This is a genomic window from Halomonas zincidurans B6, from assembly GCF_000731955.1.
Lineage (GTDB): Bacteria > Pseudomonadota > Gammaproteobacteria > Pseudomonadales > Halomonadaceae > Modicisalibacter > Modicisalibacter zincidurans.
This window is the reverse complement of the sequence record NZ_JNCK01000001.1, coordinates 3,455,635-3,476,793: the sequence shown is the minus strand read 5'-3', so window position 1 is coordinate 3,476,793 and position 21,159 is coordinate 3,455,635. Positions and strand designations below refer to the sequence as shown.

Genomic DNA, 21,159 nt, shown 5'->3' with positions numbered 1-21,159 from the left:
AGGCAAGCCTACTCACCGCGCCCTTGATCTCAGCCGCGATGCTTGCCTCATGTCTCGCTCAACAGGCGCTTGACGACACGACCGATCGACAGCCCCTGGACGAGGATCGAGAACATCACGATCAGATAGGTCACGGTGAGCAACACATCGCGATTCTCGCCATCGGGCAGCGACAACGCCAGGGCCACCGAGATGCCGCCGCGCAGGCCGCCCCAGGTGAGGATACGCACCGCCCCGCGGCGAAATCCCAACCGCTCGCGCAGCAGCATGACCGGCACGCCGATGGTCACCAGGCGCACCGCGAGCAGCACTATCAGCACGCCCAGGCCGACCCAGAAATAGCCGGCCTCGAAGGGAATCAGCAGCACCTCGAGGCCGATCAGCACGAACAGCAGCGTATTGACAATCTCGTCGATCAGCTCCCAGAAGGCGTCGAGATATTGCCGCGTGGTATCCGATATTGCGCTTTCACGAGCCTTGTTGCCGATCAGCAGGCCGGCCGCGACCATCGCCAGCGGCCCCGAGAACTGCAGCCGCAGAGCCAGAGCGTAGCCGCCCAGCACCACCGCCAGCGAGATCAGCACTTCGATACGATAGGCGTCGATGCTGCGCATCAGGCCATACGCCAACCCGCCGACGACCAGCCCCAGCAGGATGCCGCCGCCGGCCTCCTGCAGGAACAGCATGCTGGCGTTCGAGAGCGTGAGCGCTTCCTGGCCGCTCGCCGCGCCCAACAACAGCGTGAACACCACCACCGCGACGCCGTCGTTGAACAGCGATTCGCCGACGATGCGCAGCTCCAGGTCCTTGGGCGCCCCGGCGTTACGCAGGATGCCCAGCACGGCGATCGGGTCGGTCGGCGAGATCAGCGCGCCGAAGGTCAGGCAGTACAGCCAGGAGACATTGAAGCCAAACAGCGTAATCAGCGCATAGGTGGCACTGCCGACCGCCAGTGTCGAGATCACCACCCCCGCCGTGGCAAGGAAGCCGACCGACCAGCGAAAGCGGCGCAGCCGATCGAGATCGACGTGCAATGCCCCGGCGAACAGAATCAGCGAAAGCAAGCCGTCCATCAGCAGCGCATTGAAATCGATCTGGTTGAGCCAGGCCTCGGCCTGGCCTTCGAGTGCCGTCCAGCCCAGCGCGGTGAGCCCGTGCATGACGCCCGACAGCAGCAGGGCGATGACCATCACGCCGATCGCCAGCGGTAGGCCGAGAAAGCGGTGGTTGAACCACGCCAGCAAGGCGGTCAGGGTGATGATGATGGCGACGAGATCGAGCATGAGGCCCTCCCTGGCCTGCTTGCGACGGATTGTCCGCGGATCACGCTCCGACGCGACAACGCCGCCTGCGGGCGGCGTTGTCGGCTAACCTGTAAAGCGGTCTCAGTAACGATACTCGTCCGGCTTGTAGGGCCCCTCGGCGGGCACGCCGGTGTACTCGGCCTGCTCCGGGGTCATCCGCGTGACGACCCCGCCGAAGCCTTCGACCATGTAGCGCGCGACCTCTTCGTCGAGCTGCTTGGGCAGCACCGTCACGCTCAGGCCGCCGGCCTTGTCGTCGTCGGCAAGATCGGCAAACTTGCGCTCGAACAGGTGGAGCTGGGCCAGCACCTGATTGGCGAAGGAGCCGTCCATGATCCGCGACGGATGACCGGTGGCGTTGCCCAGGTTCACCAGCCGGCCCTCCGAGAGCAGGATCAGGTAATCGCGACTCTGCGGATCGAAGTCGCCCGGGTCGCTGTCGCGATAGACCTTGTGGACCTGCGGCTTGACCTCCTCCCAGTGCCATTGGCGACGCATGTAGGCGGTGTCGATCTCGCTGTCGAAGTGGCCGATGTTGCAGACCACCGCGCCGGACTTGAGCGCCTTGAGCATCGGCGCGTCGCAGGCATCGACGTTGCCGGTACAGGTCACCACCAGGTCGATCCTGCCGAGCAGCTCGCGATCGATGCTATCGACGCCGTTGTTGACGCCGCCGACATAGGGTGAGACGACTTCGTAGCCGTCCATGCACGCCTGCATGGCGCAGATCGGATCGATCTCGCTGATCTTGACGATCATGCCCTCCTGACGCAGCGAGGCCGCCGAGCCCTTGCCGACGTCGCCGTAGCCGACCACCAGCGCCTGCTTGCCGGCCATCAGGTGATCGAGGCCGCGCTTGATGGCGTCGTTGAGACTGTGACGGCAGCCGTACTTGTTGTCGTTCTTGGATTTGGTGACGGCGTCGTTGACGTTGATCGCCGGGACCTTGAGGGTCCGGTCGCGCAGCATCTCCTGCAGGCGATGCACGCCGGTGGTGGTCTCCTCGGAAATGCCGTGGATGGCGTCGAGCAACTCCGGGCGCTTGTCGTGCAGCAGCGCGGTCAGATCGCCGCCGTCGTCGAGCACCATGTTCGGGGTCCAGCCGCCGGGGCCTTCCACGGTCTGTTCGATGCACCACCAGAACTCCTCCTCGCTTTCGCCCTTCCAGGCGAACACCGGAATGCCCGCGGCGGCGATCGCCGCGGCGGCATGATCCTGGGTCGAGAAGATATTGCAGGAGGACCAGCGTACCGAGGCGCCGAGCTCGATCAGCGTCTCGATCAGCACCGCGGTCTGAATGGTCATGTGAATGCAGCCGGCAATCCGCGCGCCGGCCAGCGGCTGTTGGTCTCGATACTTGGCGCGGATCTTCATCAGCGCCGGCATTTCGGTTTCGGCGATCCGGATCTCGCGCCGACCCCAGTCGGCCAGCGCGATATCGGCGACCTGGTAGTCTTCGGCGAGGTTGGCTTGGGCATTCGCCATGGCTGTCATCGTCGTCTTACTCCATTCCTAGGGAATGGGCGCCGTTGCTTGCTTGCGGCAAGCCGCTCGAGCCTCGCACACCGACGCTTGGCGTCGGTGTGCTGCAGCGCCCCTCGAGCGGCGGCAACGCGACCGGGGTCAACGACCCTGTTCTGGCAGTTCACTACAGGCGCAGCACTTTTTCAATCGACTTGCGCGCTGACGACAAGGCGGCCCACGTGGGCCGCCTGCTTCGCTCGATTCATCGATGGCCGGCGATTACTGCGAGGATTGCTGCTCCTCGTCCTGCTGCTGGCCGCTCTGGCCATCCTGGGTAGCGCTTTGATCGTCCGCCATGTCGCCATTGGTGGCGTCCGACGAACCGCCGCTGGCCTGATCCTCGCTCATGCCCAGATCACCGGAGGCGTCGCCGGTTGCAGTGGAGCCTGACGCCCCCCCCCCGTCCGCAGCGGTTGCCGAACCGCCGCCAGAGCCCGTCGTTGAACCGGAGGTCGAGCCGCTGCTCGAACCGGACGTGCCACCACTGGTGGTTTCCGAACTGGTAGCCGATTCATCGCCACCGCCGGGCTGCTGTTCTTCGCCATCGTCACTACAGCCAGCCAACAGCACACCGGACAGTGCCATTGCGGCGAACCAAGCAAGTTTGCGGTTTTCCATGTTCACGTTCCTCATCCATTGATTAGCGAAATCCAGTTCCCACAAACAGCGTAGAAGGCTCGAAAGCCACAAACGACGCCCCCCCGCCGTTGTGGCGGGGCGTCGCACTGGCCTGGCAGTACGCTAGAGCCCGGCAGCGCCGCGCAGGGCTTCGGCCTTGTCGACCTTCTCCCACGGGAAGGCGGTGAAGGTCTCGGTCTGCGCCTCGCCGTTGACGTCAGTCCAGGTGTAGCTCGTTTCGAACGGCTCGCGGCCGAAGTGGCCGTAGGCGGCGGTCAACTGATACATCGGATGCTGCAGATCGAGCATGCGGGTGATCGCGTAGGGGCGCAGGTCGAAATGCTCGCGGACCATCTCGATGATCTTGGCATCGCTGACCTTGCCGGTACCGAAGGTATCGATCGACACCGAGGTCGGCTCGGCTACGCCGATGGCGTAGGAGAGCTGGATCTCGCACTTGTCGGCGAGCCCCGCGGCGACGATGTTCTTGGCCACGTAGCGCCCGGCGTAGGCGGCGCTGCGATCGACCTTGGACGGGTCCTTGCCGGAGAACGCGCCGCCACCGTGGCGCGCCATGCCGCCGTAGGTATCGACGATGATCTTGCGCCCGGTCAGCCCGCAGTCGCCCACCGGACCGCCGATCACGAACTTGCCGGTCGGATTGATGTGATACTTGGTGGATGCAGTCAGCCACTCGGCGGGCAGCACCTGCTCGATGATCTCGCGCTTGACCATCTTGCGCAGGTCGTCCTGGTCGATCTCTGGGTCGTGCTGGGTCGACAGCACCACCGCTTCCACCGCCAGCGGCTTGCCGTTGTCGTCATAGCGAAAGGTCACCTGGCTCTTGGCGTCCGGGCGCAGCCATGGCAGCATGCCGTTCTTGCGCAGCTCCGACTGACGCTCGACCAGGCGATGCGCATAGTGGATCGGCGCCGGCATGTAGGAGGCGGTCTCGTTGGTCGCGTAGCCGAACATCAGGCCCTGGTCGCCGGCGCCCTGATCCTCGGGCTTCGAGCGGTCGACGCCCTGGGCGATGTCGACGCTCTGCTTGCCGATCAGGTTGAGCACGCCACAAGTCTCGCCGTCGAAGCCGACATCCGAGGAGCTGTAGCCGATATTCAGGATCACCTTGCGCACCAGCTCCTCGAGATCGATCCAGGCGCTGGTGGTGATCTCGCCGGCGACGATCGCCACGCCGGTCTTGACCAGCGTCTCGCAGGCCACCCGCGCCTGCTTGTCGCGGGCGATGATCGCGTCCAGCACCGCATCGGAGATCTGGTCGGCGATCTTGTCCGGGTGACCCTCGGATACGGATTCGGAAGTGAACAGGGAGTATTCGCTCATGGCGTCCTCGACCCTCTCTGGTAGGCGTTCCGATGCTTCGGAGAAAAGGGGAAAACAGCGCCGCGACCGCCACAACGGCAAGGACGACGCACGATGAGCCAGCATAGCTGGTGGAGTCCGGCTCGGGGGTCAAGAGTTTACACGCTGCCCGCTTAGCTGCCTAGCGAACGCGCCGGGCAGCGCCGCATGCCGGCGATCTCGGCATTTGATGGCAACTCGCATCTCGGCGACAATAACCGCCTGATTATCGTGCCGCGCTGTACTGCGGCGTGGTCCAGCCAAGCGGCAGTGGATCGGCGCTGAACGACAGGAGTGCCCGCCGACGACTGCCATTGCCGATTTGCCGCAGCGAGGAGCTCAAGAATGCCGTCCCGTTTCGAGTTGGCGAATGCCATCCGCGCACTGTCCATGGATGCCGTACAAAAGGCCAAGTCCGGTCACCCCGGCGCCCCAATGGGCATGGCCGACATCGCCGAGGTGCTGTGGAACGACTACCTCAAGCACAACCCGGCCAATCCGCACTGGGCCGACCGCGACCGCTTCGTGCTGTCCAACGGTCACGGCTCGATGCTGCTCTATTCGCTGCTTCACCTGACCGGCTACGAGCTCACCCTCGAGGATCTGCAGAACTTCCGCCAACTGCACTCCAAGACGCCCGGCCACCCCGAGTTGGGCTATACCCCTGGCGTCGAGACCACCACCGGCCCGCTCGGCCAGGGCCTGGCCAACGCGGTGGGCATGGCGATCGCCGAACGCACCCTGGCCGCCCATTTCAATCAGCCGGGCCATAACATTGTCGATCACTACACCTATGTGTTCGTCGGTGACGGCTGCCTGATGGAGGGCATCTCCCACGAGGTCTGCTCGCTTGCCGGCACCCAGGGCCTGGGCAAGCTGGTGGCCTTCTACGACTCCAACGGCATCTCGATCGACGGCGAGATAGAGGGCTGGTTCACCGACGACACCGCCAAGCGCTTCGAGGCCTACGGCTGGCATGTGGTGCCCAACGTCGATGGCCACAACCCCGAAGAGGTCAAGGCGGCGATCGAGCTGGCCCGTCAGCACGACGACCGGCCCAGCCTGATCATCTGCACCACGGTCATCGGCTTCGGCGCCCCCAACAAGCAGGGCAAGGAAGAGGCCCACGGCGCACCGCTGGGCGACGACGAGATCGCCGCGGCGCGCCGCCAGCTGGGCTGGCCCCACGCGCCCTTCCACGTGCCCGAGGAAGTCTACCAGGACTGGGACGCCGCCGAGCGCGGCGCCCAGGCCGAGAACGACTGGAACGCGCGCTTCGAGCGCTACCAGGCCGACCACCCCGAACTCGCCAAGGAACTGCAGCGGCGTCTCAAGGGCCAGTTGCCCAGCACCCTGAAGAGCGAGAAGCTGATCGAGGAGGCCCAGGAGAAGGGCGAGACGCTGGCCACCCGCAAGGCCTCGCTGGCATGCCTCAACGAACTCGGCCCGGACCTGCCCGAACTGTTCGGCGGCAGCGCCGACCTGGCGCCCTCCAACCTGACCTTCTGGAAGGGCTCGCGAGCGATCAATCGCGATCACTTCGAGGGCAACTACCTGCATTACGGGGTGCGCGAGTTCGGCATGGGCGGGATCATGAACGGCATCAGCGCGCATGGCGGGTTCATCCCCTACGGTGCGACCTTCCTGACCTTCATGGAGTACATGCACAACGCGGTGCGCATGGCCGCGCTGATGAATCGTCAGGCGATCTTCGTGTATACCCACGATTCGATCGGTCTCGGCGAGGATGGCCCGACCCACCAGCCCATCGAGCAGCTCAGTGCCCTGCGCTCGACGCCCAACCTGTCGACCTGGCGCCCGTGCGATGCCACCGAGACGGCCGCCGCCTGGCATGCCGCCATCCATCGTCGCGGCGCGCCCACCGCGCTGGTGCTGTCGCGTCAGAACCTGGCGCCGCAACAGCGCGACAAGCACCAGCTGGCCGACATCCAGCGCGGCGGCTACGTGCTCAAGGACAGCGACGACCCGGCCCAGGCGATCCTGATCGCCACCGGCTCCGAGGTCGACCTGGCGATACAGGCCGCCGATGCGCTGGAAGCCGAGGGCAAGGCGGTGCGCGTGGTGTCGATGCCGTCCACCGACGTGTTCGACGCCCAGCCGCAGAGCTATCGCGACGCGGTGTTGCTGCCGAACGTTCGCCAGCGCGTGGCGATCGAGGCCAGCCATCGTGTCTACTGGCACAAGTACGTGGGCCTGGACGGGCGCATCGTCGGCATGGACAGCTTCGGCGAGTCGGCGCCGGCCGGCGACCTGTTCAAGTACTACAACTTCACCGTCGAGAACGTCGTTGCCCAGGTCAGGGAGTTGCTGGAAGGCGGCGAGTAAACCCCGGTCACAATAGCGGAAACACAAAAGCACGGCCGACCGGCGGCCGACCGGCCGTGCTTTTTTATGCGCCCACTGGCAACTGCTTTATGCATCACTGGCAACTGCGCGGCTAGAACGCCCAGTCCTCGTCCTCGGTACGCACCGTCTTGCCGATCACATAGGACGAGCCCGCCCCGGAGAAGAAGTCGTGGTTCTCGTCGGCCCCCGGCGAGAGCGCGGCGAGGATCGCCGGGTTGACCTGCTCCACGGCACCGGGGAACAACGGTTCGTAGCCCAGGTTCATCAGCGCCTTGTTGGCGTTGTAATGCAAAAACGCCTTGACCTCTTCGGTCAGCCCGACCTCGTCGTAGAGCGACTCGGTGTAGTGCACCTCGTTGTCGTAGAGCTCGAGCAGCAGATCGAAGGTGTACTCCTTGATCTGGCGCTGACGCTGTGCCGACTCGGCCTCCAGCGCGCGCTGGAACTTGTAGCCGATGTAGTAGCCGTGCACCGCCTCGTCGCGGATGATCAGCCGAATCAGATCGGCGGTGTTGGTCAGCTTGCCGCGGCTCGAGAAGTACATCGGCAAATAGAAACCCGAGTAGAACAAAAACGACTCCAGGAACACGCTGGCGACCTTGCGCATCAGCGGGTCCTCGGCGCGATAGCGCTCGAGAATCAGCTCGGCCTTGCTCTGCAGGTGACCGTTTTCCTCGCTCCAGCGATAGGCGGCGTCGACGTCGCGGGTCGCGCACAGCGTCGAGAAGATCGAGCTGTAGGAGCGCGCATGCACCGATTCCATGAAGCCGATGTTGGTGAACACCGCCTCCTCGTGGGGGGTGACGGCGTCCTCGATCAGCACCGGCGCGCCGACCGTGCCCTGGATGGTGTCGAGCAACGTCAGTCCGGTGAACACGCGGATGGTCAGCTGCTGCTCGAGCTCGGTCAGGGTGTTCCACGAGGTAATGTCGTTGGACAGCGGGATCTTCTCGGGCAACCAGAAGTTGCTGGTGAGGCGATTCCACACCTCGAGATCCTTGTCGTCCTGCAGCCGGTTCCAGTTGATGGCATCGACGCGCCGCAGGCGTGGGGTAGAGACAGTGGCAGTCATGGACGGGACTCTCACTCGCAAATAGGGTTGCTCGGCCCCGTCGGGACGCGACGGGGCATTGGTTCGGCGGCGAAGGCTCAGAGCGTGCAGGACACGCAGCCCTCGACCTCTGTGCCTTCCAGCGCCGACTGGCGCAGCCGCACGTAGTAGATCGTCTTGATGCCCTTGCGCCAGGCATAGATCTGCGCGCGGTTGATGTCGCGGGTGGTCGCGCTGTCGCGAAAATACAGCGTCAGCGACAGGCCCTGGTCGACGTGCTGAGTGGCCTCGGCATAGGTATCGATGATCTTCTCGGGACCGATCTCGTAGGCGTCGCGGTAGTATTCCTGGTTGGCGTCGTCGAGAAACGGCGCCGGGTAGTAGACGCGCCCCAGCTTGCCTTCCTTGCGGATCTCGACCTTGGACACCACCGGGTGGATGCTCGAGGTCGCGTTGTTGATGTAGGAGATCGAGCCGGTCGGCGGAATCGCCTGCAGGTTGCGGTTGAAAAGCCCGTGCGCCATCACCGATTCCTTCAGCGCGCGCCAGTCGGCCTGGGTCGGAATCTCGATGCCACTGTGCTCGAACAAGCCGCGCACCTTCTCGGTCCTGGGCGCCCACGCCTGCTCGGTGTACTTGTCGAAATACTCGCCGCTGGCGTACTGCGATTTTTCGAAGCCGGCGAACGCGGTGCCACGCTCGATGGCCAGGCGATTGGACGCGCGCAGCGCGTGGAAGGTCACCGTGTAGAAATACAGATTGGTGAAATCCAGGCCCTCCTCGCTGCCGTAATGGATGTGCTCGCGGGCCAGGTAGCCGTGCAGGTTCATCTGGCCCAGGCCGATGGCATGGGAGCGCTGGTTGGCCTCGGCGATCGACGGCACCGAGCGAATGTCGCTCATCTCGGACACCGCGGTCAGCCCGCGGATCGCGGTCTCGACGCTGGCGGCGAAGTCCGGCGAGTCCATCATCTTGGCGATGTTCAGCGAGCCCAGGTTGCAGGAGATGTCCTCGCCGATGCGCCGATAGCCCAGGTCGTCGTGGTACTCGGTCGGCGAGTTGACCTGCAGGATCTCCGAGCACAGGTTGCTCATGTTGATGCGCCCGGCCACCGGGTTGGCGCGGTTCGCGGTGTCCTCGAACAGGATGTAGGGGTAGCCGGATTCGAACTGCAGCTCGGCGATCGCCTGGAACAGCTCGCGGGCGTTGATCTTGGTCTTGCGGATGCGCCCGTCGTCGACCATCTCCTGGTATTTCTCGGTGACGCTGATGTCGCCGAACGGCACGCCGTAGATGCGCTCCACATCGTAGGGCGAGAACAGATACATCGCCTCGTTGCGCTTGGCCAGTTCGAAGGTGATGTCGGGAATCACCACGCCCAGCGACAGCGTCTTGATGCGGATCTTCTCGTCGGCGTTCTCGCGCTTGGTGTCGAGGAACCGCAGGATGTCCGGGTGATGGGCGTTGAGATACACCGCGCCGGCGCCCTGGCGCGCGCCCAGCTGGTTGGCGTAGGAGAACGCGTCCTCGAGCAGCTTCATGATCGGGATGATGCCCGACGACTGATTCTCGATGCGCTTGATCGGCGCTCCGGCCTCGCGAATGTTGCTCAGCAAAAAGGCCACCCCGCCGCCGCGCTTGGAGAGCTGCAGCGCCGAATTGATCGCCCGGCCGATCGACTCCATGTTGTCCTCGATACGCAACAGAAAGCACGACACCAGCTCGCCGCGCTGCTGTTTGCCGCAGTTGAGGAAGGTCGGCGTGGCCGGCTGGAAACGCCCATGGAGGATCTCGTCGGCAAGCTGGCGGGCAAGCCGCTCGTCGCCGCGCGCCAGGTTCAGCGCGACCATGCACACGCGATCCTCGAAACGCTCCAGGTAGCGCTTGCCGTCGAAGGTCTTGAGCGTATAGCTGGTGTAGTACTTGAAGGCGCCGAGAAAGCTCTGGAAGCGAAACTTGACCGCGTAGGCCTGATCGAACAGCGCGCTGACGAAGGCAAAATCGTACTGTTCGAGCACCGCGCGCTCGTAGTAGCCCTCTTCGATCAGGTAACCGAGCTTCTCCTCGAGGGTGTGGAAGAACACGGTGTTCTGATTGACGTGCTGCAGGAAGTACTGACGCGCGGCCTCGCGGTCCTTGTCGAGCTGTAGATGGCCTTCGGCGTCGTACAGGTTGAGCATGGCGTTGAGCGCATGGTAATCCAGCGACTGCCTGGGCCGGACCGTCTCGTCTGCCACGCCGGGTTCGTGGGTCTGCATCGTCGTTTCATCCAACATGAGAGAGCTCGGTTTGCAAAAGCGGCGCCAGGCGCCGGCGAACCGCGACGACATCCTCGGGGGTGCCCGTCAGTTCGAAGCGGTAGAGCATCGGCACCTGGCATTTATGGGCGACGACCCGACCGGCCAGGCCGTAGGCGGCACCGAAGTTGGTGTTGCCAGCGGCGATCACGCCGCGGATCAGCGAGCGGTTGTGTTCGTCATTGAGAAAGCGGATCACCGGGCCCGGCACCGCCGTGCGCGGATCGCCGTCGCCGTAGGTCGGCACCACCAGCACATAGGGTTGCTCGACCCGCAGCGCGCCCTCGTCACGACTCGACGGGATGCGCGCGGCGGGCACGCCCAGCTTCTCCACGAAGCGGCGGGTATTGCCCGACTTGGTCGAAAAATAGACCAGTTCGCTCACGTCGCTCTCCCGCTGCTTTCGGTCGGCGACCGAAGACTCGCCATCAAGCGGCGACCGAGGACTCGCCATGGCTCACGCCAGGCTGCGGATCTTCTCGGGACGAAACCCCGACCAGTGCTCGCCCGCGGCGACCACCACCGGCAACTGGCGATAGCCCAGAGACTCCACGGTTTCGATGGCCTCGCGGTCCTGAGTCAGGTCGACGACGGTGTAATCGAGCCCCTGCTTGTCCAGCGCCCGGTAGGTCGCGTGGCACTGCATGCAGTCCGGCTTGCTGTAGATTTTAATGCTCATGACAATGATTCCGCTTTAGTTTAAGACAGCGAAGCATCGCTCGACGATGACTCGATCCTACCGCTTGGCTAGGTGACCCGCCAATGCATTTTAACTATATATAGTAGCGAATCTCTGATTCACGTCAAACATATGGTAGCGGGCGCTAAAACACTCCCATGTGGCATGGGTGTCACGCGTGCCGCGGATACCATGCGGCAACCCGCCCCGGGGTCACCAACAGCGCTCCAGCAACAAGAAGGCCCGGCAATAGCCGGGCCTCGAGACCAGCCGGGTCGTCGACCCGGCGAATGCCAACGACACCTATCAAGCCACGGTGACGTCCTTGGCCAGGTAGACGTCCTGAATCGCGTTGAGCAGCTCGACGCCCTCGGCCATCGGCTTCTGGAAGGCCTTGCGCCCGGAGATCAGCCCCATGCCGCCGGCACGCTTGTTGATCACCGCGGTGCGCACCGCTTCGCCGAGATCGCTGTGACCCTTGGAGCCGCCGCCGGAGTTGATCAGCCCGATGCGTCCCATATAGCAGTTGGCGACCTGATAGCGGGCCAGGTCGATGGGATTGTCGGAGGTCAGCTCGTCATAGACCTTGTCGTGGGTATGCCCGAAGCCGATCGCCCGGTAGCCGCCATTGTTCTCGGGCAGCTTCTGCTTGACGATGTCGGCCTTGATGGTCGCCGCCATGTGGATCGCCTGGCCGGTCAGGTCCGAGGCGACGTGATAGTCGGTGCCGTCCTTCTTGAACTCGGGGTTGCGCAGGTACGACCACAGCACGGTGACCATGCCCAGCTGGTGGGCGTGCTCGAAGGCCTCGCTGATCTCGGTGATCTGGCGGCGGCAATCGGGCGAGCCGTAGTAGATGGTCGCGCCCACCGCCACGCAGCCCATGGCGTGGGCCTGCTCGACCTGGGCGAACAACGTCTGATCGTAGATCGCCGGATAGGTCAGCGACTCGTTGTGGTTGAGCTTGAGCATCATCGGAATCTTGTGGGCATAACGCCGCGCCACCGAGGACAGCACGCCGAGCGTCGAGGCCACGCAGTTGCAGCCGCCCTCGATCGCCAGCTCGACGATGTTCTTGGGGTCGAAATACTGCGGATTGGGGGCGAACGAGGCGCCGGCGGAGTGCTCGATGCCCTGGTCGACGGGCAGGATGCTCACGTAGCCAGTGCCGCCCAGGCGGCCGTGATCGTAGATCGCCTGCAGGTTGCGCAGCACGTTCGGGCCACGGTCGGTGTCGCTCATCACCCGGTCGACGAAGTCCGGCCCGGGCAGGTAGAGGCTTTGCTTGTCGAAACCGCGACAGGTGTGATTGAGCAGGCTGTCGGCCTCGTCGCCCAGCAGTTTGGCAATATCGGTCATTGTCCAATTTCCTCCCTCGTTGGAATGGGCATTGCTTCCCGCAATTTTCGCTCTTACGCCCCATCTTGAAGATAACTGGCGCTGCTTTCCACCTTATGACCGCAGGCCTACAGGTACGAGAACTGTCCCTCCTCTGCATGAAATAACCTCATAGGTTTCTACAGCCAAGCATAAAAGCAGCGGCTTGGGCTGAGTTATCCCTTGCAGTATCTTACAGTCATGGACTTCGATCATCTGCGTTATCTGCACCGCTCCCATCCCGCCTGGACACTACTGCGCGCCGAGCATGCGCCCATGGTGATCGGCTTCTTGCACCGCACTTTCATCATCCCCCAATGTACGCAGCCATCCCGAGCAGGCCCTGGCCGCCCTGCTCGACGATTGGCTATTTCACCTGCGCCAGCGTCTCGACGACGCCTCCTTACCCCCAGCCGCCTGACCGAGGATGAGTTCGCCCTGTTCACTGCCCTGCGCGGCGATGCCTGGGGCGAGCGGGTGCGTCTGGAGCAGGAGCGCGTCGGCTTCGCTTGTTTGGAGCGAGCGCTGACGACGCTGATGCAGCAGACTCAACATACGGCTTGAGCCCTGACCAAAAAAAGACTAAATTCGGTCATATTCACCTTGGCGAATCCACCTTATGAAATACTCCGAGCACATCAAGCCGATCAGCTATCTCAAGGCCCATGCCTCCGATGTCGCCAGGTCGCTCAACGAACTGCGCGAGCCCATGGTCATCACCCAGAACGGCGAAGCCAAAATGGTGGTGCAGGACATCAGAAGTTACGAACAGACCCAGGAGACCCTGGCGCTGCTGAAGATTCTGGCAATGGGCAATCGCGAGGTGGAGCGCGACGAGACCATCGACGCCGAAGACGCTTTCGCGGCGATCCAGTCGCGGGACGACGAGCATTGAGCCACCACGTACAACTGACGCGCTCGGCAGCCGCTGACCTGCGCGAACTGTACGACTTCATCGCCGACACCGATTCACCCGCCGCCGCCGATGGCGTGCTCGATCGCTTGCAGGCGCGCATGCAATCGCTATCCGAGTTTCCCGTGCGCGGCGGCCACCCCAAGGAACTGCTCGAACTCGGCATTCGCGACTATCGCCAGTTGGTCGAGCCTCCCGCACGCATCCTCTATCGCCTGCATGGTAACCGGGTCGTGATCTACCTCATCGCCGACAGCCGACGCGATATGCAGCGCCTGCTTGCACGCCGCCTGCTCGGCGGTTAATCCTCGGCCAGCGCCGGCAGCAATACCTTGAGCTTGCAGGCCCTTGTAAAGAGCGCGTATTGCGCCCCCAGCCCAGCAGTTCCGCCGCTTCGGAGCATTTTCACTCCTCGGCCAGCGCCGGCAGCAACACCTTGAGCTTGCGCGTCAGCGTGTTGCGCCCCCAGCCCAGCAGTTCAGCCGCTTCGCCCTTGCGCCCGCCGGTGTGCTTGAGCGCGGTCTCGATCAGGATGCGCTCGAAATCCGGCACCGCCTCCTCCAGCAGGTGGGTATGCCCGGCAGCCAGCGCCCGATCGGCCCATTCGCGGAAGGCGCCGCGCCAATCGCCGCTGGCCGCCTCGGTGCCCTCGACGTCGCGCAGCTCCGGCGGCAGGTCGTCGATCAGCACCTCGCGGCCCGAGGCCATCACCGTCAGCCAGCGACAGGTGTTCTCGAGCTGGCGCACGTTGCCCGGCCAGGGCAGCCTGGTGAGGTGCAGCTCGGCGTCGCGGGTCAGCACCTTGGGCTCGGTGGACAACTCCTTGGCGGCCTCGGCGAGAAAGTGCTGGGCCAGCCGCGGAATGTCCTCGCGGCGCTCGGCGAGCCTGGGCAGGTGCACGCGAATCACGTTGAGGCGGTGGAACAGGTCCTCGCGAAAGCGCCCGTCCTTGACCAGCGCCTCGAGGTTCTGATGGGTCGCGGCGATGATCCGCACGTCGGCCTTGACCGAGAGATGGCCGCCGACCCGATAGAACTCGCCGTCGGCCAGCACCCGCAGCAGCCGGGTCTGGGTGTCCGGCGGCATGTCGCCGATCTCGTCGAGGAACAGCGTGCCGCCGTCGGCCTGTTCGAAACGCCCGCGACGCTGGGCGGTGGCGCCGGTGAACGCGCCCTTCTCGTGGCCGAACAGCTCGGACTCCATCAGGTCCTTGGGAATCGCCGCCATGTTCAGGGCGATGAACGGCTGCGCCCTGCGCGGACTGTGCTGGTGCAGGGCCTCGGCGACGCGCTCCTTGCCGGTCCCCGACTCGCCGTTGATGAGCACGGTGATGTGCGATTGCGACAGCCGACCGATGGCCCGGAAGACCTCCTGCATCGCCGGCGCCTCGCCGATGATATCCGCCGAGAAGCCCTCGGGCACCACCACCGGCGAGGCGCGCTCGCGGGCGTGGGCCACCGCGCGACGCACCAGCGCCAGGGCGTCGTCGACATCGAACGGCTTGGGCAGGTACTCGAAGGCGCCGCCCTGATAGGAGGCCACCGCACTGTCCAGGTCGGAATGCGCGGTCATCACGATCACCGGCAGGTCCGGGCACGCCTCGCGCACCTGCGCCATCAGGTCGAGGCCATCGAGCCCCGGCATGCGGATGTCGGTGAGCAGTACCTCGGGGGGATAGCTGAGGATCGCCTCGAGCGCGGTATCGGCCCGGTCAAAGCTGGTCACGTCCAGATCCGGCTGGGCCAGGGCGCGCTCCAGCACCCAGCGTATGGCTCGGTCGTCGTCGACGATGACGATACGGGCGGGATCATTCATAAAGCCCTCCAGCGGGTCGCATGGTTTCGCCTTCGGCGATGGTCGCAGTCTCGGCACGTCCGGCGCTCTGGCAATGTTCCGCCCCGGTCACTGATGGGCATCCAGCGGCATCAGCAGGCGAAACTCGGTACAGCCGGGATGCGAGTCGCACTCGACCAGCCCCTGATGCTGATGCAGGATCGACTGGGCGATCGACAGCCCCAGGCCGCTGCCCTCGGCACGCCCCGAGACCATCGGATAGAACAGCGTGTCGCGCAGCGCCGCGGGAATCCCCGGGCCGTTGTCGACGATCGCCACCTCGCAGACCAGGCGGTGGCGCTCGGCGCCCAGTGTGAACTGCCGCCGGGCCCGGGTGCGCAGCGTCAGCCGCGGGGTGGGCGTGCCGCTTTCATCCATCGCCTGGACGGCGTTGCGTGCCACGTTGAGCACCGCCTGGATCAACTGCGACTCGTCGCCGTGCAGCTCGGGCAGGCTGGGGTCGTAGTCACGCACGTAGGCGACTCGGGGGTGCTCGGCCTCGAGCAGCGCGCGTACCCGTTCGAGCACTCGGTGCACGTTGAGCGGCTCGTGGCGGACCAGGTGGTTGGGGCCGAGCATGCGATCGACCAGGTCGCGCAGCCGGTCGGCTTCCTCGACGATCACCCGGGTGAACTCGGCCAACTGCGGGTCGGGCAGGTCGCGCTCGAGCAGTTGCGCCGCGCCGCGAATCCCGCCCAGCGGATTCTTGATCTCGTGGGCCAGGCCCCGCGACAGCACCTTGATGGTCTCCTGACGGGTGACCAGCGCTTCCTCGCGGGAGATGCGCAGCAGCCGGTCGCGGGGTTCGATCTCGAGCAGCAACTCGGCGTCCGACAACGGCGTGACGGTGAAGTCGACGGTGATCGCCTCGCCGCCGGCCAGCAGCAATATGGCCTCGCGCTGAGTGAAAGGGTGGTTTTCCTCGAGCGCCTTGCGCAACACCTCGGCGATCGCCCCGCCTTCGCCTTCCAGGCATTCCAGACGCGTCCCCTCGACCCGACTGCGGCTCACCGCCAGCAACGCTTCGGCGGCCGGGTTCAGCCAGCGTGCGCGTAACGCCCCGTCGAGCAGCACGACCGCCGTGGTCAGGTTTTCCAGCAAGCGTTGGTACATGGCGCGTCTCGACATCCTGAGATCCGTTAGCTTGGTGTTTGCAAGATACGCGCCAGTCTGGCCAGGCCCGCAACGAGCGGGATGGCGGACAGGGCGTCGGGGCGCACTGCACTATTATGGTGCATCGAGACGAGGAAAGCTGCTTGATGGCGCGGCACACACAACGCGGCGTGCAGAAATGAAGGGAGCGACACCCGTTAATTGCCGGTGCGGCTCGGTGGCAGGCCGGCGGGGTTGTTGGGATTGGCCGGCAGATTGACGCTGGCGCGCTGCACGTAGAGGGTGACCGGCGCACTGCGGTGGCGCACCTGGCCGGCGGCATCGAGCAATTCGGCGACCAGGGTATATTCGCCGCGGTCCAGGTTGGTGAGCATGAACGCGCTGCTGTTCAGGGCCGACTGGCTTACCACGCCATCGACCAGCAAGCGTACCTGGTTATCCTCGCGCAGCGTCGGCTCGATGGTCAGTCGTACCTGAACGTTCCCGGCGGCGCCGGTGGGCAGGGTCTGCCCATCCTCGGGCGCGGCGATACGGAAGGTGGAATAGGGCATGAACGGCTGCCCGGCGCGCGAGGCAGCCGGCTCGGCACGCTGCGTGGGCGGCGGCGCGACATCGACTCCCACGGCGGGCACCACGGTCAACGGCTCGAGATCGACCCGTTCGGCGTTGTCGACCGACTTGTCGGTAAATACCACGTTGCCTTGCGCATCGGTCGTACGGTAGACGCTGGCCGCCTCGGCACTCTCTATTCCCCCTATTCCCTCTATTCCCAGCGCAATGGCGCACGGCAGCACAACCGTGAAAACGCGCTTGATCATGCCCCTTCACTCCTTTGCCTAGCGCCGCGTCGCCACCACTTGCGCGATTGGCGATATCCGCCAGTGTAATGCAAAAAGGCCCGCCAGAAAGGCGGGCCTCGATGATCCGGCGATCGGTGTCGCTCGGCCGCTCAGCAGCTGTAGTAGAGATCGAACTCCACCGGGTGGGTGGTCATGCGCAGGCGCTCGACGTCCTCGCCCTTGAGCGCGATGTAGGCATCGATCGTGTCGTCGGTGAACACCCCGCCCTCGGTCAGGAACGCGCGGTCCTTGTCGAGCGCTTCCAGCGCCTGCTCCAGGCTGCTGGCCACGGTCGGCACCGACTTGCCCTCTTCCGGCGGCAGGTCGTACAGGTTCTTGTCCATCGCGTCGCCAGGATGGATCTTGTTTTTCACCCCGTCGATGCCGGCCATCAGCATCGCCGCGAACGCCAGGTACGGGTTGGCGGTAGGGTCGGGAAAGCGGCACTCGACGCGCTTGCCCTTGGGGCTGGCGGTGTACGGAATGCGGATCGATGCACTGCGGTTGCGCGCACTGTAGGCGAGCATGACCGGCGCCTCGAAGCCCGGCACCAACCGCTTGTAGGAGTTGGTCGAAGCGTTGGTGAAGGCGTTCAGCGCCCGCGCATGCTTGATGATGCCGCCGATGTAGTACAGCGCCGTCTCGGAGAGCCCGGCGTATTCGTCGCCGGCGAACTGGTTCTCGCCATTCTTCCAGAAGGAGGAGTGAACATGCATGCCGGAGCCGTTGTCGCCGACCAGCGGCTTGGGCATGAAGGTCGCGGTCTTGCCATAGGCATGGGCCACGTTATGGACCACGTACTTGAGTTCCTGGACCTCGTCGGCCTTCTTGACCAGGGTGTTGAACTTGACGCCGATCTCGTTCTGGCCGGCGTTGGCCACTTCGTGGTGATGCACTTCGACGCTCTGGCCGATCGCCTCGAGGGTGTTGCACATCGCGCTGCGTATGTCGTGGAAGCTATCCACCGGCGGGACCGGGAAGTAGCCGCCCTTGACCCGCGGACGGTGCGCCAGGTTGCCGCCTTCGATCTTGCGATCGGTCGACCAGGCGCCCTCCTCGGACGTGATCTTGTACATGGCGCCTTCGATGTCGGCCTTCCAGTGCACCTCGTCGAAGATGAAGAATTCCGGCTCGGGGCCGAAGAAGGCGGTATCGCCCAGGCCGGTGGAGCCCAGATAGGCTTCCGCGCGCTTGGCGATGGAGCGCGGATCGCGCTCGTAACCCTGCATGGTCGACGGTTCGATGATGTCGCAACGCAGCACCAGGGTCGCGTCTTCGGTGAACGGATCGAGGAAGCCGGTGCCGTCTTCGGGGCGCAGGATCATGTCGGATTCATTGATGCCCTTCCAGCCTTCGATGGAAGAGCCGTCGAACATCTGACCGTCCTCGAAGAACTCATCATCGACCGCACTGGCCGGAATCGTGACGTGTTGCTCCTTGCCCTTGGTGTCGGTAAAGCGCAGGTCGACCCACTTGACGTCGTGTTCTTCGATCAGGGCTAGAGTCTTCTCAGACATGGTGTCCTCCATAGATGAGCCATTGGCTTGCGTGTCCAGCGTCGTTTTAGCACGTCGGGGCGCGGATTGCCCATGCATGCCATTTCTGACAAAAACGAATGCAGAAGCCGTGCCAAAATGGCGCAACAACAATCGCGAATCCTGGCCAGACCAATGAATATAGTGAAGAAAGCGCCCCCGGACGAAGGCCTTTGAGGGCGCCCCGAATGGCCGATGTCGCATCATGGCGGTGCAGGGCTTCCGCCAATGCACCATGATTGAGCGCAAACCTCCTTTCATGCACCATTCCGGTTCACAGCGGCGACGCACAGACTGATCCGCCCGCCAGTTATCAGAAACGCGCCGCCGGGTTAAGCGCCTCAACCTTGCGCACTCGATGAAAACCAACCATGAGAGCTCACAAAATCAGCCAGCCGGCCAATTGAAACGTCTGGAAACTCAGAGCTACTCTTCTTTACATAACTATCGCAGTAGACAAGGGGAGAGAATAGAGACCTGCGAGACATTGGCAATTGCGATGAATTGGCAATAATGCGTTGCACATCGTGGCACCGGACGGCCTATGCAAGCGTCACGGTAACCGGGCCCTTCGGATTCCAGGTCACCAGGCTCATGAATACATACAGTGTGGTCATTGATTTTCGACGAGGCTACAGCCGCGCAGAACGCTGCCTGGCCGCCTTGGAAAAGCTGGCCGAGCGGCTCGATGGTGAGGTCGAACGCTGGTTCATCGTCGACCGCCCGCGTCTCTCCCTGGGCAAGCTGGCGGAGCGTTACGGTGCCCGGACCTTGACGTTGTCGGGCATGGCCCGCGGCGCGCGGCTCAATGCCGCCGCCAATTGCAGTCATGGCGACGTACTGGTGTTCATCGAGTCGCCCAGCGAGCTCTCGGACACCTGGCTGCACGAGATCGACCAGGCGCTGCGTCTCCAGGCCTGGGACGCGCTGGTTCTGGTCGCCGAGCGCCGGTCCGTCTCCGCCTGGCTCTCGCGCATCGGCCGGGCCCGACTCCATACCCAGGTATTCGCCGTACAGCGGGTCTGGTTCGAACGTCTCGGCGGCTTCGACCCTGAACTCGAAGGCCGAGCCGAGCGCGACCTGCTGGGCCGCCTGCAAGCCTGCCATGCCCGGGTGCTGCAATGCCGGCCCGAGGAGTGCCGACGATCGGTGAGTTAGTACTGGCGTGTGGTTGGCGGTAAAATGTCGGTTACTGGTATGTGCTGTGCCGGTGGGGCACAAGGAGTAAAGCAGCATGCTTGGTCGTAGCGCGTTAGCGGTTGGAGCCGGACGATGACCGGGCTGGCGCTGTCCCTGGCTCAGGATCTGGCGTACCGACTGCGCGGCCACTGGCGGCGCAGCCTGAGCGAGCCGCTATGGGGACGTAGCGCACTCATCGCCCTGCCGCGGGTATTGCCCGGCGAGGGCGAAGCCCGCCTGCCGCATCGCGCCCCCTGGTGCCTCGGCCCCGAGCGCTTCGAGCGGCTGCTGCTGACGCTCAGCGAGCTGTCGCGACTGGTCTGCCTGGATACCGCCCTCAAGCCCCACCACGACCCTCAGGCGTGCATCAGCCTGACTTTCGACGGCGGCTGGCGCGACACCCTCGACGTCGCCGCGCCGCTGCTCGAGCATTACGCGATCCCCGCCAGCATCTTCATCAATACCGGCTGGCTGCACCGGCCGCACGGCGCCTGGCGCGAGACCCTCGGCGAAGGCCTGTGGCAACGCCAGCATCCGACACGGATTCGCGATGCGCTGGGCGATGCCGGGCTGCCGTTGCCGCCCATGCCCCCCAAACACCCCGACACGGCCTACAGCCGGGCCCTGCTGGGCTACCTGCTGGAACTCGCCCAGCATGATCCATGCACCCTCGAGGCCATCGGCGACGCCCTGCACGGCGAGCTCGGCCAGCCTCGCCAAGGGCTCGATGCGTTCAGCGTTCGGCGGCTCGAAAGGGACGGGTTGATCCGCTTCGGCGCCCGCGGCGTCGGCATGCGTGCCCTCGAAACCCAGGACGACGACGCCATACGCTGGCAGGTGCGCCACTCGCGCCAGGCACTGGCCCGGCTGTGCCGCGAGCCGCTGGCGGCCTTCGCCTACCCGGACAGCCAGCCCTCGCCGCGCGTCCAGCAACTGGTCAATCGCTGCGGGGTCTCGCTGGCCCTGGCCGGTCAGGGCGGCTGGCTGGGCCGTCACGACAACCCCCTGGCGCTGCCGCGGATCGCCGTCAACCAGCATCTCGCCGGGAGCCCGGGACGCCTGTTCGATCATCTGCTGGGTCAGCTGTAAGCCCCGCCAGCGGCGAAGCACGGCTCACGAAGGTAGCAGTGGAAACGGCCTGACCCTATAATGCGGCCCTTATTTCCCT

The 21,159-nt window shown here is 64.7% G+C and carries 19 protein-coding genes and 1 riboswitch; of the genes, 6 read left to right on the top strand and 13 right to left on the bottom strand.

What is annotated here, in order from left to right:
* Nucleotides 1-47 precede the first annotated feature (47 nt).
* The 4 genes from HALZIN_RS0116265 to metK all read right to left on the bottom strand — a co-directional run bounded on the left by HALZIN_RS0116265 (nt 48) and on the right by metK (nt 4,790).
* Nucleotides 48-1,283: a cation:proton antiporter gene (locus tag HALZIN_RS0116265; RefSeq protein WP_031385232.1), complete on the bottom strand. Its 1,236-nt coding sequence runs from the start codon at nt 1,281-1,283 to the stop codon at nt 48-50.
* Between the two features lie 102 nt (nt 1,284-1,385).
* On the bottom strand, nt 1,386-2,798 hold the full coding sequence (ahcY, locus tag HALZIN_RS0116260) for an adenosylhomocysteinase (protein ID WP_031385231.1): 1,413 nt from the start codon (nt 2,796-2,798) through the stop codon (nt 1,386-1,388).
* Between the two features lie 20 nt (nt 2,799-2,818).
* A riboswitch (S-adenosyl-L-homocysteine riboswitch) is annotated at nt 2,819-2,910 on the bottom strand.
* A gap of 137 nt (nt 2,911-3,047) precedes the next feature.
* Nucleotides 3,048-3,446 (bottom strand): hypothetical protein, encoded by a 399-nt coding sequence (locus HALZIN_RS17215; RefSeq protein ID WP_031385230.1) that lies wholly within the window; start codon nt 3,444-3,446, stop codon nt 3,048-3,050.
* 123 nt (nt 3,447-3,569) lie between these two features.
* Nucleotides 3,570-4,790 (bottom strand): methionine adenosyltransferase, encoded by a 1,221-nt coding sequence (metK, locus tag HALZIN_RS0116250; protein ID WP_031385229.1) that lies wholly within the window; start codon nt 4,788-4,790, stop codon nt 3,570-3,572.
* Nucleotides 4,791-5,153: 363 nt separating this feature from the next.
* Here metK and tkt point away from each other — a divergent pair, with 363 nt between their 5' ends.
* Nucleotides 5,154-7,154: a transketolase gene (tkt, locus tag HALZIN_RS0116245; RefSeq protein WP_031385228.1), complete on the top strand. Its 2,001-nt coding sequence runs from the start codon at nt 5,154-5,156 to the stop codon at nt 7,152-7,154.
* Between the two features lie 112 nt (nt 7,155-7,266).
* Here tkt and nrdF read toward each other — a convergent pair whose 3' ends face one another.
* The 5 genes from nrdF to HALZIN_RS0116220 form a co-directional block, all read right to left on the bottom strand.
* Entirely contained in the window at nt 7,267-8,247 is a 981-nt protein-coding gene (nrdF, locus tag HALZIN_RS0116240; protein WP_031385227.1) for a class 1b ribonucleoside-diphosphate reductase subunit beta, read from the bottom strand.
* Between the two features lie 77 nt (nt 8,248-8,324).
* Nucleotides 8,325-10,484 (bottom strand): class 1b ribonucleoside-diphosphate reductase subunit alpha, encoded by a 2,160-nt coding sequence (gene nrdE / locus HALZIN_RS0116235; RefSeq protein WP_084173732.1) that lies wholly within the window; start codon nt 10,482-10,484, stop codon nt 8,325-8,327.
* Nucleotides 10,485-10,491: 7 nt separating this feature from the next.
* Nucleotides 10,492-10,908 (bottom strand): class Ib ribonucleoside-diphosphate reductase assembly flavoprotein NrdI, encoded by a 417-nt coding sequence (nrdI, locus tag HALZIN_RS0116230; protein ID WP_031385225.1) that lies wholly within the window; start codon nt 10,906-10,908, stop codon nt 10,492-10,494.
* Between the two features lie 72 nt (nt 10,909-10,980).
* Nucleotides 10,981-11,202, bottom strand: coding sequence for a glutaredoxin-like protein NrdH (gene nrdH, locus HALZIN_RS0116225; RefSeq protein WP_031385224.1), 222 nt, complete (start codon nt 11,200-11,202; stop codon nt 10,981-10,983).
* Between the two features lie 306 nt (nt 11,203-11,508).
* The gene (locus HALZIN_RS0116220) at nt 11,509-12,561 is read right to left on the bottom strand and encodes a class I fructose-bisphosphate aldolase (RefSeq protein WP_031385223.1); all 1,053 of its coding nucleotides are present in this window, start codon (nt 12,559-12,561) and stop codon (nt 11,509-11,511) included.
* Nucleotides 12,562-12,762: 201 nt separating this feature from the next.
* Here HALZIN_RS0116220 and HALZIN_RS17735 point away from each other — a divergent pair, with 201 nt between their 5' ends.
* Genes HALZIN_RS17735 through HALZIN_RS0116205 form a run of 3 tightly spaced genes read left to right on the top strand, consistent with a single transcriptional unit; the run spans nt 12,763 to nt 13,797 of the window.
* Nucleotides 12,763-13,143, top strand: a complete 381-nt coding sequence (locus HALZIN_RS17735; RefSeq protein WP_084173646.1) for a Wadjet anti-phage system protein JetD domain-containing protein — start codon at nt 12,763-12,765, stop codon at nt 13,141-13,143.
* A 55-nt stretch (nt 13,144-13,198) separates the two neighbouring features.
* The gene (locus HALZIN_RS0116210) at nt 13,199-13,474 is read left to right on the top strand and encodes a type II toxin-antitoxin system Phd/YefM family antitoxin (protein WP_031385221.1); all 276 of its coding nucleotides are present in this window, start codon (nt 13,199-13,201) and stop codon (nt 13,472-13,474) included.
* Nucleotides 13,471-13,797, top strand: a complete 327-nt coding sequence (locus tag HALZIN_RS0116205) for a type II toxin-antitoxin system RelE/ParE family toxin (RefSeq protein ID WP_031385220.1) — start codon at nt 13,471-13,473, stop codon at nt 13,795-13,797. The genes HALZIN_RS0116210 and HALZIN_RS0116205 overlap by 4 nt, the downstream gene beginning before the upstream one ends.
* Nucleotides 13,798-13,897: 100 nt before the next feature.
* On the opposite strand, the gene glnG is transcribed toward HALZIN_RS0116205, so the two are convergent.
* The 4 genes from glnG to glnA form a co-directional block, all read right to left on the bottom strand.
* A complete protein-coding gene (glnG, locus tag HALZIN_RS0116195; protein ID WP_031385219.1) occupies nt 13,898-15,307 on the bottom strand; it encodes a nitrogen regulation protein NR(I) in 1,410 nt (469 codons plus the stop codon).
* Between the two features lie 87 nt (nt 15,308-15,394).
* On the bottom strand, nt 15,395-16,438 hold the full coding sequence (gene glnL, locus HALZIN_RS0116190; RefSeq protein ID WP_031385218.1) for a nitrogen regulation protein NR(II): 1,044 nt from the start codon (nt 16,436-16,438) through the stop codon (nt 15,395-15,397).
* 197 nt (nt 16,439-16,635) lie between these two features.
* On the bottom strand, nt 16,636-17,256 hold the full coding sequence (locus HALZIN_RS0116185) for a DUF4124 domain-containing protein (protein WP_031385217.1): 621 nt from the start codon (nt 17,254-17,256) through the stop codon (nt 16,636-16,638).
* A gap of 131 nt (nt 17,257-17,387) precedes the next feature.
* Complete coding sequence (gene glnA / locus HALZIN_RS0116180; protein WP_031385216.1) at nt 17,388-18,794, bottom strand: glutamate--ammonia ligase; 1,407 nt, start codon at nt 18,792-18,794, stop codon at nt 17,388-17,390.
* 612 nt (nt 18,795-19,406) lie between these two features.
* On the opposite strand from glnA, the gene HALZIN_RS17210 reads away from it, so the two are divergent.
* Together HALZIN_RS17210 and HALZIN_RS0116170 are read left to right on the top strand one after the other, a co-directional pair.
* Nucleotides 19,407-19,970: a glycosyltransferase family protein gene (locus tag HALZIN_RS17210; protein ID WP_150113134.1), complete on the top strand. Its 564-nt coding sequence runs from the start codon at nt 19,407-19,409 to the stop codon at nt 19,968-19,970.
* A 114-nt stretch (nt 19,971-20,084) separates the two neighbouring features.
* Entirely contained in the window at nt 20,085-21,080 is a 996-nt protein-coding gene (locus HALZIN_RS0116170) for a polysaccharide deacetylase family protein (RefSeq protein ID WP_031385214.1), read from the top strand.
* Nucleotides 21,081-21,159 lie beyond the last annotated feature (79 nt).